The sequence below is a fragment of the Rhodococcus sp. TAF43 genome (assembly GCF_052113525.1).
Lineage (GTDB): Bacteria > Actinomycetota > Actinomycetes > Mycobacteriales > Mycobacteriaceae > Prescottella.
This window is the reverse complement of record NZ_JBFRDL010000074.1, coordinates 1-16019: the sequence shown is the minus strand read 5'-3', so window position 1 is coordinate 16019 and position 16019 is coordinate 1. Positions and strand designations below refer to the sequence as shown.

The window sequence follows — 16019 nt, the reverse complement described above, 5'->3', positions numbered from 1 at the left end:
ATGTGGGAACACGCCTTCTACCTCGACTACCAGAACGTCAAGGGCGACTACGTCAACGCCTTCTGGAACATCGTCAACTGGAACGACGTCGCCACCCGCTTCGCCGCCGCCCGCACCCAGACCRCCGGACTCATCGTCCCCGCCTGATCCGATCTCCCTCTCCCGCGTTTTGCGCACTTGTCGTTGTTCCCGAGGCCCCGAAAAGGCCGACAAGTGCGCAAAACGCGAGTAAAGAAGTTGTGGATCGGCGCACTCACACAGGGGCCCACGCACTACCGCCAGGTAACCTCGTACGCGATGTCCACGCCAGCAGAAGAGACGGCTCACGAGCCCCTCCCCACGCAGACCCGCACCCTCACCGGTTGGGGGCGCACCGCGCCCACCACGGCACAGGTGCTGTCCACGCCCGACGTCGAGGTGATCGCCAAGGCGGTCGCCCAGGTGGCGGAGCAGAACGAGTCCAAGCCCGCACACCTGCGGCGAGGCGTCATCGCGCGCGGTCTGGGCCGCTCGTACGGCGACCCGGCGCAGAACGCCGGTGGACTCGTCGTCGACATGAACGCCCTGAAGCGAATCCACAACATCGACTCCAACACCCACCTGGTGACGCTGGATGCCGGTGTGAGCCTGGATCAGCTGATGCGCGCCGCACTGCCGTTCGGCCTGTGGGTTCCGGTGCTGCCGGGCACCCGCCAGGTCACGATCGGCGGCGCAATCGCGTCGGACATCCACGGCAAGAACCATCACAGCGCCGGTAGCTTCGGCAATCACGTGCGCTCGATGGATCTACTGACCGCCGACGGCCAGATCCGCACGCTCACCCCGGCCGGCCGGAACGCGAAGCTGTTCTGGGCCACCGTCGGCGGCATGGGCCTGACGGGCATCATCCTCAAGGCGACCATCGAGATGACGCCGACGGAGACCGCGTACTTCATCGCGGACAGCCGTCGCACGGCCGACCTCGACGAGACCATCGCCCTGCACAGCGACGGCAGCGAGGAGAACTACGACTACTCGAGCGCCTGGTTCGACGCGATCTCGCCGGAGCCGAAGCTGGGCCGGGCCGCGGTCTCTCGGGGCAGTCTCGCCAAGCTGGATCAGCTGCCCGCGAAGCTGCAGAAGGATCCGCTCAAGTTCGACGCTCCGACGCTGCTGACGCTGCCGGACGTCTTCCCCAACGGCCTCGCGAACAAGTTCAACTTCTCGGTGATCGGCGAGCTGTACTACCGGAAGACGAAGAACGCGGACAACCAGATCCAGAATCTGACGCAGTTCTACCACCCGCTGGATCTGTTCGGTGAGTGGAACCGCGGCTACGGCTCCAACGGTTTCCTGCAGTACCAGTTCGTGGTGCCGCCGGAGGCCGTCGGCGAGTTCAAGCAGATCATCCGCGACATCCAGTCGTCGGGGCACCACTCGTTCCTCAACGTGTTCAAGCTGTTCGGCGAGGGCAACAAGGCACCGCTGAGCTTCCCGATGGCCGGGTGGAACATCTGCGTCGACTTCCGGATCAAGCCGGGCCTCAACGAGTTCGTCACCGAACTCGACAAGCGCGTGCTCGAGTTCGGCGGCCGCCTGTACACCGCGAAGGACTCGCGGACCACGGCCGAGACGTTCCACGCCATGTACCCCCGGATCAACGAGTGGATCAAGGTCCGCCGATCCGTCGACCCCACAGGCGTTTTCGCCTCCGACATGTCCAGAAGGTTGGAACTGCAGTGATCAACGCCGTCGGTAACCCCCAGACCCTGCTGCTCCTCGGCGGCACGTCCGAGATCGGTCTGGCGATCTGCGAGGAATACCTGAAGAAGGCGCCGCTGCGCGTGATTCTCGCTGCGCTGCCGAACGATCCGGGCCGCGACGCCGCCGTCGCGCAGATGAAGGCCGCGGGCGCCACCCAGGTCGACGTCATCGACTTCGACGCCCTCGACACCGAGAGCCACCCCAAGGTCATCGACCAGGCGTGGGCCGGCGGCGACGTGGACGTGGTGATCGTCGCGTTCGCGCTCGACGGCGACGCCGAGGAACTGTGGCAGAACCAGCGCAAGGCCGTACTGATCGCGAACGTCAACTACACCGCCGCGGTCTCCGTCGGCGTGCTGGTCGGCGAGAAGATGAAGACGCAGGGCTTCGGCCGCATCATCGCGATGTCGTCGGTGGCCGGTGAGCGCGTCAAGCGCGCCAACTTCGTCTACGGCTCCACCAAGGCCGGCCTTGACGGCTTCTACCTCGGCCTCGGCGAGGCCCTGGCGCCGTTCGGCCCCAAGGTCACCGTCGTTCGCCCGGGCATGGTGCGCACCCAGTTCAGCGCGCACGTCAAGGAAGCCCCGCTGACGGTGAACAAGGAAGACGTCGCCGCGCTCGCGGTGGCGGCGTCCGACAAGGGCAAGGAGATCGTCTGGACCCCCGGTCCGTGGCGCTTCGTGATGATGGGGCTGCGGCACGTGCCGCGCGCGATCTTCCGCAAGCTGCCCATCTAGGAACAGCCGTTCACGATTCGGCCCACCACAGTGCACTGTGGTGGGCCGAATCTCGTTCCGGGGTATCGCTGTTCCTACATCGCCGAACGGGGCTGAGCGGGGACGGCCCTCATGTCGTTGCCGGTGTTCGGCTTGACGCGCTGCCACGTGCCGTCGCTCTTGCAGGTCTGGTACGTGCCGTCCGGGTGGTAGACCTTGCTGCCGACGCTGTAGTCCTTGCCGTCGTAGACACACACGGTCGTCTGTGTCCCGTCGGGTGCGGTGCGGATCTCGGCGTGGGCTACTGCGGCCTGGGCGCCGAGCACGCCGCCGGCGACGAGAAGCGAAGCGGCGAGGGTCTTTACGGTTCGAGAGATCATGTGGCGGTCTTTCTGGTCGGTGTCGGGTCCGGTTGGACACAAACAACAATGGCCTCCCGCGGTGACCGCCACCAGGCACCCGAGGATGCCGATTCGCCCACCCTTCCCCTCCCCCGACAGACGCACCTCAGTCCACGGTGATCAGATCTTCACGACCTTCGATGTCGGGATCGGGTGCGAATCCGCCTTGATCCAGCGCATCGCCCACGTCCCCTCGGTGTGGGCGTCGGTGTCGATCCAGTTGCCGTAGCCGGGATCCTTGGCCGACACCACGATCGTCAGGGTGCCGTCGTCGTTGAGCTTCGCGGTGTGGTTGTTGATGTAGATGTTCGTCCGGTTGTAGTCGAGCGACTCCACCCAGAAGTTCTGCAGCACGAAGTTGAAGTACTCGCAGTTCGGGACCTCGGTCTCGATCACCCACGCCTCGTCCTCGGCGAGTTTCCAGTAACCGTGCAGGTAGAAGATCGTCGGGTCGCCTCCGGCGTTCTGGAAGTAGTCCTGCCCCCAGTCGAAGATCTCGTTGGTGTGAGGCTGGAACTTGCGGGACCACTCGAGGAACGTGTTGGCGGTGCCGCGGACCATGCCGACCGCCTTCCCGAGGCGCTCGCCTATCTCCTCGGGACTCAGCGGCACGAATTCACCGTCGGGGTCGAGGCATTCGRTGGACAGCTCGGCGGGGACCTCGTTGCGCCGGTCCCGGTAGGTCTGGCGGACGGAGATGAGGTTGCTGTCCGGCGCCATCGGCAGCCAGGCACCCTCGGCGGGCTTGTCGACGCTCGCGATGAACTCGAAGCGGCCGTGCTCATCGACGTCGATGTCGTGAATGTGCAGGTCGCCGGTCTGCATCATGGTGCCGTCGATGTGGTACCGATTGACGCGGGAACCGAAGGTGATCAGCGGGACCGTTCCCCGGGTGCCGGTGATCCGGTAGCTGTACTTCCCGGAGATGTTGGCGCGCATGTAGACGTTGTCCGGATTGTCGGCGCCGATCTTCGTCATCATGTTCGGGTTGGGCGCCGACGTGAAACTCGGCCACCGTGGATCGGTGTACTCGACGCAGTTGATCGTCGCATAACGCAGAAGGCGTGACAGGTAGCGGACGCCCTCGGCCTGCGTCAGCGGATCCTGCGGGACGATCTCGTCCTGCAGGATGTTGCCCGCGTCGAGCAGGTCGGCGCAGAACTTCTCCCAGGTGGCGTTCATGTGAGTATCCCTGTTCTGGTTGATGTTTCGAGGACGTGCTTCAGGCGGTGGCGGCGAACTTCGCCTCGACGTCGGCTGCCGTCACGCCGAACTCCTCGAGCGCGTACTGGTGCGCCGGCCGCCGATGGTCTGCGAGGCTGCTCTGGTGAGACTCCGTCACCGCACGGCGCGCCTCATCGGTGAACGGCAGCGAGAACCGGGCGTAGATCTTCTCGACCGTTCCGATCGGATCGGCAACGAAATCCTTGTAGTCCACGTCGACGAACTGATCCGGGTCGTACCGTGCCCGAGCACTGTTGAAGTGCGCATTGCCGCGCGCCCACAGGTCGAGCTGGGTACGCCCGATGGTCTCACGGTCGAACGCAGTCGACATGTCGTGCTTTCCCTGCTCGGCGAGGCTGAACGTGGACGCCATCGACGTCTGCGGATCCCGGAACGTCCGGACGATCAACGCATCCGGGTACACCCCCATGATCTCGTCGATCGCGAACACATGGCTGGGGCTCTTGAGCACCCACCGCCGGCCCGGGTCCCGCAGCCCGATCAACTGCAGGTTCTTCTTGTGCCGCGCGTAGGTCTCGGTCCAGTCCTGTCCCGCCAGCCACGTCGAATAGCTCGGCACGTACGCCACACATTCGAATGAGATCGAGAGCATCGTCTGCTGCAGCAGGCGCCAGCATTCCTCCACTTCCTCGGCCCCCATGAAGTGCACCTTCATGAGAGCCGCCTCGTTCGCCTGGCGGGCCCGGTAGAACGCGTCCGAACGCAGGAAATCCTCATTCTGCGACCAATTCTCGCGGTCGGGTCGTGGCTGCGGCGACTCGGCGAGCCACATCTCGACGCCCTGGTGTGCCGGGTCCGCGCCGAGCAACCGGTGCAGCGCGGTGCTCCCGGTCCGCGTCAGCCCGCACACGAAGACGGGGCGCCGCACCGGAACGTCGACGTGCTCGGGGTGGCGGGCGAATCCGGCCTCGCTGATCAGGCGGCCCGAGAGCGCGCTGGTGATCATCTTGCGGGCGATCACACGCCCGTGCGGGGTGAGGTCCGCTTCCCGCTCGAACGAATCGAGCAGCACCCGCAGCCCCTCGAGATGCTCGGTGCCACCGAAGTCGTCGAGCCCGGTCGCCTCGCGAGCGGCCTGGTGCAGGTCTCCGATCGTGCCCACACCGTCGTCCTCCTGTGTCATCTGTAATTCCTTGCGAGAGTGAGAGTGAGGTTCAGTGGTGGGTGTGCCCGCAGTTGACGTCGAGGCACTGTCCCGTGATGGCGCGGGCGAAGTCGGAGGCGAGGAACACCACCGCGTTCGCGATGTCGTCGGGCTCGGGCAGCCGGCGCAGGTCGGTGTCGGCCGCAACCTCTGCATAGACCACGGCGGGATCGACTCCGCGCTCCTCCGCCCGGCGCTCGAACATCTTCTTCACCGAGTCGGCCCAGATATATCCCGGTGCAACCGAATTCACCCGTACCCCGTCGGGCCCGAGCTCCACCGACAGGCTCCGGGCGAGCGCGAGCAGCCCCGCCTTCATCACCCGATAGGCACCGAAGTTGGGCAACTGATTGCGGATCACCATCGAGTTGATCATCACGACGGATCCCTGGGACTCCACGAGCGCCGGAGCCACCACCCGCGTCAGGTTCAGCGACGACAGCAGGTTGATGTCGATCCCCTGCCGCACGTCGTCTGGTGCCGCGTCGAGCAGGCCGACGTACGCGGGTTGCACGAACGCGTTGTGCACCACCGCATCCACCCGCCCGAACTCCGAGAGAGCCCTGTCTGCGAGCGCCTGGACGGAGGCGGCCTCCGTGAGATCGGTTGGCACACACAGTGCGGTACCACCGCTGTCCCGGATCTCCTCGGCCACCGCGTCCAGCCGCGACTCTGTGCGGGCGGCGAGGATCACCCGCGCACCCGCATCGGCGCTGCGCACCGCGATCGCTCGACCCAGCCCCGGACCCACGCCCGCGACCACGACTACCTTGCCCTCGAGCAGCGGGAGTCTCGTCCGCACCGCCCCGGCGTCCACCATCCCCGACATGGTCACCGACCCGCCCTAGTCCGCGCGCGCTTCGGGATCGAGAACCACACTGAGGGAGACGATCTTGCACGCGTCGTCGAACTCGAAGAGATCGCTGGCGAGGAAGGCCGGCATCCCCTCGGGCTGGACGCGCAGCTGCGTCGCGGCGTACCGACCGGAGACGACGATCGGCGAGTGGCGGCTCACCGAGAACGCCACCTTCGCGTTCTGAGTGTCGAACTCCCGGATCTCGTCGATACCGCGGTAGGTCCGCACTCCCAGCGGCTCGTGCTGCACCGCATCGTCCGCGAATAGCGATACCAGTTGGTCCACATCGTGGTTTCCCAGATGCTTGACGTACGCGTCTATCGCCGAACAGATTTCGTCTCGAGTGGGCAACAGGATCTCCTTCGTATGATCGGTGGAACACGGGACAGGATCGGCGGAAGCCGTCCGATCAGGCGATGACACCACGGCCGCGCAGGAGCGCGATGATCTGCCTGCTCGCATCCTCGGGCGACGTCGTGGTCGTGTCGATCCGCAGATCGGGCGCCTCCGGCGACTCGTACGGCGAGTCGATGCCGGTGAAGTTGGCGAGATCGCCGCGGCGGGCTTTCTTGTAGAGCCCCTTGGGATCCCGCTGTTCGGCGACGGCGATGGGGGTGTCGATGAACACCTCGCAGAACTGGTCCACGCCGATCACCTCCCGGGCGGCGTCGCGTTCGGCCCGGAACGGGGAGATGAACGAGGCGAGGACGACCAGGCCGGCGTCGGCCATCAGCCGGGCGACCTCGGTGACGCGGCGGATGTTCTCCACCCGGTCGGCCTCGGTGAACCCGAGATCCCGGTTCAGGCCGTGCCGGACGTTGTCGCCGTCGAGGAGGTAGGTGTGGCAGCCCAGCGCATACAGCTGCCGCTCGAGTTCGTTCGCGATGGTCGACTTCCCGGATCCGGACAGGCCGGTGAACCACAGCACCTGCGGCCGATGACCGTTGAGTGTGGCGCGGGCCTGGCCGTCGACGTCGACGGCCTGCCAGTGGATGTTGTCGGATCGGCGCAGCGAGTGCGCGATCATGCCGGCGCCGACGGTGGTGTTGGTGAGCCGGTCGATCAGGATGAAACCACCGGTGTCCCGGTTGTCGGCGTACGGATCGAACGGCACCGGCCGGTCGAAGCTGATGTTGCAGACGCCGATCTCGTTGAGCGCCAGCGTGTTCGTCGCCGTCTTCTCGAGGGTGTTGACGTTGATCTTGTGCTTGGGCTTGGTGATCCGCGCCTGCACGGTCATGGTCCCGATCTGACACAGGTACGGGCGTTCGGGGAGCATCTCGTGCTCGCCCATCCACACCACGTGCGCCTCGAACTGGTCGGCGACCCCGGGTAGTGCGTCGGCGACGGCGAGGACGTCGCCGCGGCTGATGTCGATCTCGTCGGTCAGGGTGACGGTGACCGATTGGCCGGCGATCGCCTCATCGAGATCGCCGCCCATCGTGACGATCCGATCGACGGTCGATTCCTTGCCGCTGGGCAGCACCCGGACACGATCACCGGGGCGCAGGATGCCGCCGACGATCTGCCCGGAGAAGCCGCGGAAGTCGAGATCCGGTCGGTTGACCCACTGCACCGGCATCCGGAACGGGCCGCTGCTCAGCTCGCTGGAGATTTCGACGGTCTCGAGGTGCTCGATCAGCGTCGGACCGTCGTACCAGGCGGTGTTCATGCTGCGTTCGGTGAGGTTGTCACCCATGTACGCGGACAACGGGATCGCGACGACGTCGGTGAGCCCGATCTCGGCCGCGAAACCCGCGTACTCGGCGACGATCTCCTCGAAGACGTCCTGCGAATAGTCCACCAGGTCCAGCTTGTTCACCGCGAGGACCACGTTCCGGATACCGAGGAGCGAGACGAGGTAGGAGTGCCGGCGGGTCTGAGTGAGCACACCCTTGCGGGCGTCGACGAGGATCACCGCGAGATCCGCGGTGGAGGCGCCGGTGACCATGTTGCGGGTGTACTGCTCGTGGCCGGGGGTGTCCGCGACGACGAACTTGCGGCGTTCGGTGGAGAAGTAGCGGTAGGCGACGTCGATGGTGATGCCCTGCTCGCGCTCAGCGGCCAAACCGTCGACCAGCAGCGCGAAGTCGAGGCCGTCGCCCTGCGTGCCGACCTTGCGGGAGTCGGCCTCGAGCGCCGACAGTTGGTCCTCGAACACCAGCTTCGACTCGTACAACAGCCGGCCGATGAGGGTGGACTTGCCGTCGTCGACGCTGCCACAGGTGATGAACCGGAGCATCGACTTGTTCGCGTGCCGGGCGAGGTACTGCTCGATGTCGTCGGCGATCAGATCCGAAGGCTGAGTCATCAGAAGTAACCTTCCTGCTTCTTCTTCTCCATCGAGGCGCTGCTGTCGTGGTCGATCACCCGGCCCTGACGCTCGGAGGTGGTGGTCAACAACATTTCCTGGATGATGTCGGTCAAGGTCTCGGCGGTGGATTCGACCGCACCGGTGAGCGGGTAGCAGCCCAGAGTGCGGAACCGGACGCTCTTGAGCTGCGGCTGCTCGCCGGGCAGCAACGGCATGCGGTCGTCGTCGACCATGATCAGTGCGCCGTCACGCTCCACGACGGGGCGCTTCGCCGCGAAGTACAGCGGCACGATCGGGATGTTCTCCTGCCGGATGTATTCCCACACATCGAGTTCCGTCCAGTTCGACAGCGGGAACACCCGCAGGGACTCACCCGGGGACTTGCGGACGTTGTACATCCGCCACAACTCCGGGCGTTGCTGCTTGGGATCCCAGCGGTGCTCGGCGGAGCGGATCGAGAACACCCGCTCCTTCGCGCGGGACTTCTCCTCGTCACGGCGCGCGCCGCCGAACGCGGCATCGAACTTGTACAGGTCGAGGGCCTGCTTGAGTCCCTCGGTCTTCCACATATCGGTATGCGTCGCGGAGCCGTGTGTGAACGGGTTGATGCCCTTCTCCACGCATTCCGGGTTCTTGTAAACGAGGAGGTCGAAATCGCCTGCGGCAGCGGATTCGTCGCGCAGCTTGTACATCTCACGGAACTTCCACGTGGTGTCGACGTGGAGGAGCGGGAACGGCAGCCGCGACGGATAGAACGCCTTCCGCGCCAGGTGCAGCATCACGGCGGAGTCCTTGCCGACCGAGTACAGCATCACGGGATTCTCGCTCTCGGCGACGGCTTCCCGCATGATGTGGATGCTCTCGGCCTCGAGCCGCTCGAGGTGGGTCAGTGTTCGGGTCATCGCCGAAGTGCCTCCAGTGCTTTGCCTGCCAGTTCGGGCCGGCAGATCAGTAGGTCGGGCAGCCAGGGGTTCTCCTGGTTGTAGATCAGGGCGGATCCGTCGATCCGTGAAACATGCAGTCCCGCAGCACGGGCCACCGCGACGGGCGCGGCCGAGTCCCACTCGTACTGTCCGCCGGCGTGCGCGTAGACGTCGGCCTCACCGCGGACCACCGCCATCGCCTTCGCACCCGCCGAGCCCATCTCGATCAGCTCGGCACCGAGCGCGTCCGCCATCGCCATCACGGGTTCGGGCCGGCGAGTGCGACTGACGACCACCCGGGGCGCGCCGAACAGCGGTGCGTACGACGCGGGAGCGTCGACCGTCGAGAAGGTGGTCCCGAGCGCAGGCATCGCCACCGCGCCAACCGTCAGGTCCCCGCCCTCGACGAGCGCGACGTGCACGGCCCAGTCGTCGCGACCCTTCTCGCCGTACTCGCGGGTGCCGTCGAGGGGGTCGACGATCCACACGCGGTCGGCGGCGAGGCGCGCGAGATCGTCCGCGCCCTCCTCGGACAGCACGGCGTCGCCCGGGAACCACTGCGCCAGCGCGCCGACGAGGAACTCGTGACTGAGCCTGTCCGCGGCATTGCGGACTTCGGCCGGATCGACGTCGGTGTCGTCCAGTCGGCGCCGATGATCGAGCAGCAGACGGCCTGCCGCCGTGGCGATCTCCACCGCCGCGCGACTGTCCGCATCCCGCTGGTCCGTCGAATCGGGTGGCGTCGTGATGGCGGCTTCATGGCTCATGGAACGTGACTGTAGCCACAGAATGAACCATGTTCAATCCCAGAACGAACATTGTTCATTCTTCCTGGGCGTTTCCGCTGCCTCAGAATGAACATTGTTCGATCGAGCTTGGACCTCAGACGATCCCCCGATACGGTGGTCCCATGGGTGTACCGGGCAGCAAGTCGATCTACGGAGATGCGGAGGCTCGGCGCCGCCGCACGCTGGACGCCGCGGCCGCGCTCCTGGACGAGGGCGGCTACACCGCGCTGACGATCCGGGCGGTGGCGAAACGATCGGGTACGAGCACCGGCCTGATCTACCAATACTTCGCGGACAAGCAGGAGATCTTCACCGCACTGCTCAACGAGAGCCAGATCGAGTCCACCGCCTTCGTCGCGGCGCTACCCCGCGATCACGGTGTGGCCGCACTGATCGCCGCGGTGATCCCCGAGTCGGCGAGACAATGGGGTCGGGTCGGCCGCCTGACCGCGACCTGGCGTGACGTCGAGGGCGCGGCGGGATCGGATCGCGATTCGGTCCGCCAGGTGCGTAAGACCGCCAAGCTGTACAACGAGGAACTCCGCAAGGCTCTCCACGAAGCCGCGGCCGCCGAGGGCCGGACCCTGCGCGAGGATCGCGCGCTCCTGCCGTACGTCCTGTCCGGGTTGCAGGGCGTGGCCGACACCATCGTCAACAACTGGGCGCAGGACCTGGACACGGCGGAGTTCGTCGAGTTTGCGGCGACCGCACTGGCGCGAGCCGTCACGGTCTCGGACTAGGGCGTCACTACCCGCGTTTTGCGCACTTGTCGCTATTCGTCGGGCCCTTCGGACACCGACAAGTGCGCAAAACGCGAGTAGCGGCGGTCAGGCGGAGGCCGCCCAGGCGTACAGCACCGTCCGAATGCCGGTGACCAGCGCGAGCGGCTGGTCGATCATCGCATGGTGCCCGGCGTCCGGGATCTCGGCGACGATCGCCGACGGACCGAACCGCTCGCGCATCTCCGCCATCAGCTCGGGCGAGACGATGCCGTGTTCGGCGCGGAAGTACGCAATGGGGCACCGCGGCTGCGCGACCGCCAACGTGTTGCCGCCGGAACGGGTGAACACCGCCGGATCGAACTTCCACGACCAACCGCCCTCGACGGCCGTCAGCGACGTCTCGGCGACGTGATCGCGCACGCCCGGCACGCCGGTATCCTGTGGCGGCACGAACCGGAACCGCGAGAGTGCCTCGCCGCGATCGGCGTACACCTTCTTGGGTCCGAATGCGGCCTTGCGCCGGGCCGCCTCCTCCTCGGGCGTGCGCTGACGGATCGGCGAGTCGATGATCTGCACGCCGGCCAACCGATCGCCGTACAGATGCGCCGCGACGAACGCGACGATGCCGCCCATGCTGTGACCGACCACCACCGGCCGCCCCTCGATGCCCGACGCCCCGGCCACCGCGGCCACCTCGTCCGCCCACAGGTCCAGCGAATACTGTTCGCGCGTACCGCTGTCACCGTGACCGCTCATGTCGAGGGCGACGACGCGCCGGTCTCCGGCCAGCTGCGGGCCGACGTGATCCCACCACCTCGAGTGCGCCGCACCGCCGTGGACCAGGACGATGCCCGGGCGGCCGGCCTCGCCCCACGCCCGGAACCGCACCTCGGCGCCGTCGACGTCGACGCTGCCGGTCTCGACCGGAGCCGCCAACGCATCGAGGAACCACCGCGGGGTCTGCGCCTGCTCGTCGCTCATTCCTCGAACCTACTGAACACCGATTCGCGCGTCGCACCCAAGTAAGCTCGGGCCGTGTCGCAATCAGGAGCCGCCCCCCTCGTAGAGCCGCGCGTCGCCCCTGCCCGACGGGCTGCCGGTACCGCGGTCGAGATGCTGCTCGCGGCCGTGGTCGCCGCGATCGTGGCCGCGGTGGGGCTGTTCACATTCGGCCAGGTGTCGTGGCCCGCGTTCCCGTCGTCGAACGTCACGCAGGCCGTGACAACAGTGGGGCAGATCGTCACGATCGCCGTCCTTGCCGTGAGCGTGCTCCTCTATCGAGCGCGACGGTGGGTCCGCGCGGCGACGGTGCTGTCGTGGGCCGGACTTTCCGGATTTGTGACGGTCACGCTCGGCATGCCGTTGAGCGCGACCAAGCTGTACCTGCACGGGGTCTCGGTGGACCAGGAGTTCCGCACCGAATACCTCACGCGCCTCACCGATTCCGCGGCTCTGCACGACATGACGTACGCGGATCTGCCGCCCTACTACCCGGCCGGCTGGTTCTGGATCGGCGGACGGGTCGCGAACCTGCTCGGTATGGACGGCTGGGAAGCGTTCAAGCCGTATGCGATCGCGTCGATCGCCGTGGCCGCCGTGCTCGCGCTGGTCTTGTGGAACAAGCTGATTCGCGCCGACTGGGCTGTCGTGGTGGCCCTCGCGGCGGCCGCGCTGACGGTCGCGTACGGCTCCGCGGAACCGTACGGCGCCGTGATCGCCGTCCTGATCCCGCCGGTGCTGGTGCTCGCGTGGGGTGGCCTGTACCGGCCGGAGAAGTCGACACAGACCCGCAGCGGCGGATGGGGCGCCGTCGTCGGGACGGGCCTGTTCCTCGGTGTCGCAGCCGCCTTCTACACCCTGTACCTCGGCTTCGCGGCATTCGCGGTCACGCTCATGGCGATCGTCTCGGCCGGCCTCGCCGTCCGCGCGCAGGGGTCGTGGCGTGCGATGCTGGATCCGCTTCTGCGACTGATCGTCACCGCGGCGATCGCGATCGCGATCGCCCTCACCGTGTGGCTGCCGTACCTGCTCGAGGCCCTGCGCGGGATCCCGGCGGACAGCGGCACCGCGACACACTACCTGCCCGACGCCGGTGCGCACCTGCCGCTTCCGATGCTCCACTTCTCGCTCGCCGGCGCACTGTGCATGCTGGGCACGATCTGGCTGGTCAGCCGGGCGGCATCGTCGCGCCGGGCGCAGGCGCTCGGCATCGGCGTGATCGCGGTCTACCTGTGGTCGCTGCTGTCCATGACGGCCACCGTCGTCGGCAGCACGCTGCTGTCGTTCCGGCTCGAGCCGGTGCTGATCCTGCTGCTCGGCACCGCCGGAGTGTTCGGCTTCTTCGAGTTCTCCCGCTGGCTGGTCCTCGCGACCAGCGAGAACCCCCGCGTCAAGGCCTCGATCGTCGTGATCGGGCTCGCCGGGTTGATCGCCTTCACGCAGAACATCCCCCAGGTCCTCGCGAGTGACATCACCATCGCCTACACCGACACCGACGGTGACGGCGTTCGTGCCGACAAGCGGCCTCCCGGCGCGGCCGCGTACTACGGCGACGTCGACCGCATCATCACCGAGCAGCGCCCGGGCGAACGCCACGACACCGTCGTGCTGACCTCCGACACCAGCTTCCTCAGCTTCTACCCGTACTTCGGTTTCCAGGCGCTCACGTCGCACTACGCGAATCCGCTCGCGGAGTTCCGCGAGCGCGCGGCGGCCATCGAGAGCTGGACCGAGCTCGAGACACCCGACCAGCTGATCGCCGCGCTGGACGAACTGCCGTGGCGCGCACCGGATGTGTTCGTGTTCCGCAAGGGCTCCGACGGCTACACCCTGCGGCTGGCGGAGGACGTCTACCCCAACGACCCGAACGTCCGGCGATACAGCGTCACGTTCCCGAAGGAGCTGTTCGACGATCCGCGTTTCACGATCGAAGAAGCGGGCCCGTTCGTCGTGGTGAACCGGGTCGGCTGATCAGGCCAGGTGGTGACGGTCGGCCCGGCTGACCGTCACCGCGGCGATGACCACCCCGATCACGACGCCGATGAGGGTGTCCACGACGCGGCTGATCCCCGCGTCGGGGGAGATCGGTGACGTGAACCCGATCAGCAGCAGCGCCATCGGGGTGACGGCCAGCGTCGTGAGCCCGTAGTTCACGAGCACCATCAGTTCGGCCGCGATCTGCAGCACGACGACCACGGCGACCATCTGCCAGTAACCCAGGCTGGCGGCAAGGAGTACTGCGGCGATGAGGGCGCCACCGATGTTGCCGAGCAGACGCTGGATTCCGCGCTGCACCGTGTGCGTGAAGTTGAGTCCCTGCAGCACCGCGATCGCACCCATCGATGCCCAGAGGGGATGCTCGACGCCCACGGCCATCGCGATCCAGCCCGATGCCGCGGAAGCGAGAAGGACCCGGACCGCGGTGTGCCGCACCTCGCCGGACCGGAGGCGGGAGACGCCGTTCGCGAGGACGCCGTGCGGCGTCGGCAGCTCCGATCGACCCGACGACCGGTCGTCGGCCACCCCACCGAGGACGCTGGCGCGCTTGAGCTTTCGTAGCTCCCGTTCGTGCTGCGCGATGTCCCGGACGAGGGTGACGTCACCTTCCGCGACCCACAGCTCGACGGCGTCGTCCGCCATGTCCAGCAGTGCCGCGAGGTCGCGCGCATGCACGTGTTCGGTCCGCGAACGTCCGCTCGCCGCAAGCACTTCACGGGCCCGCGCGATTGCAGCCTGCGCGGGAGCGACGCCGTCGGCGCCGACACGTTCGAGGGATCCGACGGCCACGAGGGCCCGTGCCGCCGCGAGACGCGCGGGACCGAGCGGCAGGATCAGCGCCGGCAGCATCGCCGCGATCCAACCCACCAGGACGCCGACGGCAGTGGCCGCAGTGGCTGCGGCGATGTCCGATGCGGACGCGGTGTAGCCCGCGGCCCCAGTGGCCGCGAACACGAGGATCACCGGGCCGGGCCCGAGCAGTCGGAAGGCGTTCATGTACGCCGACGCGACACCGGCGGCGAGGGACAGCACGCCCACCTGCGCCCACATCGGCAGCCCTGCTGCACCGAGCGCGCCACCGAACGCGACGAACACGATCAGCGCGACGCCGACCAGCGCGACCTTCCCGGCCAGCCGCGGGTACGGCTCGTACCGGCCGAACGCCGACGATAGCGCACCGAGCGTTGCCAGACCGGCCAGCTCCTGGAACCCGAGCAGTCCACCGCCGACGAACACGACCGCAGAAGCGAGCCCCACCCGCAGCGCAGGCGCGATGGTCGCGTCCGCAGCCCGCACCTCGAACGCACAACGCCACGTTCTGGGCGAAACGGAATGAGCGAGGGCGCTGCGCGCGTGATCGATCCTGGTGGTTCGGGACGTATCGAGTGCTGCCACTCGCCCCAGTCTACACGCATTACTTCACGAGTAAATTACTAATGAAGTGATGTTGGCACACCGATAGGATGGGTGTGTGGATTCGACCGACAGTCCGGAACGCGATTTCATCGACAAGGTTCGCCAGGAGTGGGCCCTGTCCTACCCGGAGGTCGACACCTCACCGATCGAGGTCATCGGCCGGATCACCCGCATCAGCTCCCAGGCACTGCATCGACTCGAGCGGGCGCTCGGCGACAGCGGGGTCTCCCGCGCAGAGTTCGAGGTGCTGTGCGCCCTCGCCCGCAGCGATCGTCCACTTCGGGCCAGTGAGGTTACGGCCGTGACGATGGTCAGCGGCGCCGCCACCACCAAGCACGCCGACCGACTCGTCAAGATGGGTCTGCTGGAACGCCGGCGCTTCGAGCGCGACGGGCGAGTGGTCCTGCTCGCGGTGACCGACGCCGGACGCGCGCTGGTCGACGCCGAGTTTCCGGAGCGCGTCGATCGTGATCGCCGACTTCTCGACGGGCTCGATGAGGACGACCGCGCCCAGTTGGCCCGGCTGCTACGTCGCATTGCGTACAACAGCGACGCAGCCGACCGCCCGTAGGAACCCGCATCCCGCTCTCGCCGCCTGCCGGGCGGGAGGGGTTTCGGGTGCAGACATGCGGAAATGCCGAAGGCCCCCACCCTGATGGGTGGGGGCCTTCGGTGAAAGGGTGTTCGGCGGTGTCCTACTCTCCCACACCCTGTCGGGTGCAGTACCATCGGCGCTGGAGGGCTTAGCTTCCGG

The 16019-nt window shown here is 67.1% G+C and carries 16 protein-coding genes; 6 read left to right on the top strand and 10 right to left on the bottom strand.

Annotation, left to right across the window (positions count from 1 at the left end; genetic code table 11):
* The 3 genes from AB4Z09_RS27385 to AB4Z09_RS27375 all read left to right on the top strand — a co-directional run.
* Positions 1–147 (top strand): Fe-Mn family superoxide dismutase (locus AB4Z09_RS27385; RefSeq protein ID WP_442241199.1); only part of this gene is annotated, 147 nt, incomplete at its 5' end.
* 150 nt (positions 148–297) lie between these two features.
* On the top strand, positions 298–1722 hold the full coding sequence (locus tag AB4Z09_RS27380) for an FAD-binding oxidoreductase (RefSeq protein ID WP_174907516.1): 1425 nt from the start codon (positions 298–300) through the stop codon (positions 1720–1722).
* Positions 1719–2480 (top strand): decaprenylphospho-beta-D-erythro-pentofuranosid-2-ulose 2-reductase, encoded by a 762-nt coding sequence (locus AB4Z09_RS27375; protein ID WP_442241196.1) that lies wholly within the window; start codon positions 1719–1721, stop codon positions 2478–2480. Before AB4Z09_RS27380 ends, AB4Z09_RS27375 begins: the two co-directional genes overlap by 4 nt.
* 74 nt (positions 2481–2554) lie before the next feature.
* Here AB4Z09_RS27375 and AB4Z09_RS27370 read toward each other — a convergent pair whose 3' ends face one another.
* The 8 genes from AB4Z09_RS27370 to AB4Z09_RS27335 form a co-directional block, all read right to left on the bottom strand.
* Complete coding sequence (locus tag AB4Z09_RS27370) at positions 2555–2839, bottom strand: hypothetical protein (RefSeq protein WP_114724568.1); 285 nt, start codon at positions 2837–2839, stop codon at positions 2555–2557.
* A gap of 141 nt (positions 2840–2980) precedes the next feature.
* Positions 2981–4042: a DUF1214 domain-containing protein gene (locus tag AB4Z09_RS27365; protein WP_442241195.1), complete on the bottom strand. Its 1062-nt coding sequence runs from the start codon at positions 4040–4042 to the stop codon at positions 2981–2983.
* Positions 4043–4082: 40 nt separating this feature from the next.
* Positions 4083–5228 carry a sulfotransferase family protein gene (locus AB4Z09_RS27360; protein ID WP_442241194.1) on the bottom strand — a complete coding sequence of 382 codons (1146 nt, stop codon included), beginning with the start codon at positions 5226–5228 and terminating at the stop codon, positions 4083–4085.
* Positions 5229–5259: 31 nt separating this feature from the next.
* Positions 5260–6078, bottom strand: coding sequence for an SDR family oxidoreductase (locus AB4Z09_RS27355; protein ID WP_442241198.1), 819 nt, complete (start codon positions 6076–6078; stop codon positions 5260–5262).
* Positions 6079–6093: 15 nt separating this feature from the next.
* Complete coding sequence (locus tag AB4Z09_RS27350; protein WP_114724565.1) at positions 6094–6456, bottom strand: nuclear transport factor 2 family protein; 363 nt, start codon at positions 6454–6456, stop codon at positions 6094–6096.
* A 58-nt stretch (positions 6457–6514) separates the two neighbouring features.
* Entirely contained in the window at positions 6515–8416 is a 1902-nt protein-coding gene (gene cysN, locus AB4Z09_RS27345) for a sulfate adenylyltransferase subunit CysN (protein ID WP_114724564.1), read from the bottom strand.
* Positions 8416–9321, bottom strand: a complete 906-nt coding sequence (gene cysD, locus AB4Z09_RS27340) for a sulfate adenylyltransferase subunit CysD (RefSeq protein ID WP_114724563.1) — start codon at positions 9319–9321, stop codon at positions 8416–8418. Before cysD ends, cysN begins: the two co-directional genes overlap by 1 nt.
* Entirely contained in the window at positions 9318–10109 is a 792-nt protein-coding gene (locus AB4Z09_RS27335) for a 3'(2'),5'-bisphosphate nucleotidase CysQ (RefSeq protein WP_174907507.1), read from the bottom strand. Before AB4Z09_RS27335 ends, cysD begins: the two co-directional genes overlap by 4 nt.
* Before the next feature lie 143 nt (positions 10110–10252).
* Between AB4Z09_RS27335 and AB4Z09_RS27330 the strand changes: the two genes are divergently transcribed.
* Positions 10253–10870 (top strand): TetR/AcrR family transcriptional regulator, encoded by a 618-nt coding sequence (locus tag AB4Z09_RS27330; protein WP_174907505.1) that lies wholly within the window; start codon positions 10253–10255, stop codon positions 10868–10870.
* Positions 10871–10957: 87 nt separating this feature from the next.
* Here the strand turns inward: AB4Z09_RS27330 and AB4Z09_RS27325 are convergent, their stop codons facing one another.
* Positions 10958–11833, bottom strand: a complete 876-nt coding sequence (locus AB4Z09_RS27325) for an alpha/beta fold hydrolase (RefSeq protein WP_442241193.1) — start codon at positions 11831–11833, stop codon at positions 10958–10960.
* Positions 11834–11965: 132 nt separating this feature from the next.
* On the opposite strand from AB4Z09_RS27325, the gene AB4Z09_RS27320 reads away from it, so the two are divergent.
* Positions 11966–13822 (top strand): galactan 5-O-arabinofuranosyltransferase, encoded by a 1857-nt coding sequence (locus tag AB4Z09_RS27320; protein WP_442241197.1) that lies wholly within the window; start codon positions 11966–11968, stop codon positions 13820–13822.
* Here AB4Z09_RS27320 and AB4Z09_RS27315 read toward each other — a convergent pair whose 3' ends face one another.
* Complete coding sequence (locus tag AB4Z09_RS27315; RefSeq protein ID WP_442241192.1) at positions 13823–15244, bottom strand: FUSC family protein; 1422 nt, start codon at positions 15242–15244, stop codon at positions 13823–13825.
* Between the two features lie 76 nt (positions 15245–15320).
* Between AB4Z09_RS27315 and AB4Z09_RS27310 the strand changes: the two genes are divergently transcribed.
* On the top strand, positions 15321–15836 hold the full coding sequence (locus AB4Z09_RS27310) for a MarR family winged helix-turn-helix transcriptional regulator (protein WP_114724557.1): 516 nt from the start codon (positions 15321–15323) through the stop codon (positions 15834–15836).
* Positions 15837–16019 lie beyond the last annotated feature (183 nt).